Genomic DNA, 528 nt, shown 5'->3' with positions numbered 1-528 from the left:
GTCGGCGACAAGACCGGCGGCCTGACCAAGCTCCAGGCGCTGCTGGTCGAAGCCAAGACCGCCGGTATCGACCGCACCAAGATCCAGGCCGACATCACCCAGATCCAGCAGCAGATGAAGGGGACTGCGGACGCGGCGACCTTCAACGGCGTCAACTGGCTCAGCACGACGGCGACCACGCCGGCGACCTTCGACCTGGTCTCGTCGTTCTCGCGCGTCGGCGGCACGCCCACCATCGGTTCCATCAACCTGACGATCGCCAACTACTCGCTCTACACCTCGACCCAAAGCGGTATCCTGGACAAGGTGAGCGGCACGGCCTCGGTCAACACGATCGACATCAGCACGCTGACCGACTCGGCGGCGGACCAGACCACGCTCGATGGTTACATCACGCAGGTCACCACCGCGATCAACTCCGTGGCCTCCGCCGCGGCCGATCTCGGCGCTGTCAAGAACCGCATCTCGACCAACACGGAGTTCGTCAAGACCTTGATGGACTCGGTGGATCGCGGTGTCGGCCAGCTC

1 protein-coding gene is annotated in these 528 nt (G+C 64.6%); it reads left to right on the top strand.

The annotated features are described in order from the left end of the window. Nucleotides 1-528, top strand: a 528-nt coding sequence (locus ACMGDH_RS18215) for a flagellin (RefSeq protein WP_436829401.1), incomplete at both ends; no start/stop codon positions are given.

The organism is Sphingomonas radicis (genome assembly GCF_051400635.1).
Taxonomy (GTDB): domain Bacteria; phylum Pseudomonadota; class Alphaproteobacteria; order Sphingomonadales; family Sphingomonadaceae; genus Sphingomonas.
The sequence above is the reverse complement of the archived record's forward strand: the minus strand, read 5'-3'. Positions and strand labels throughout refer to the sequence as shown.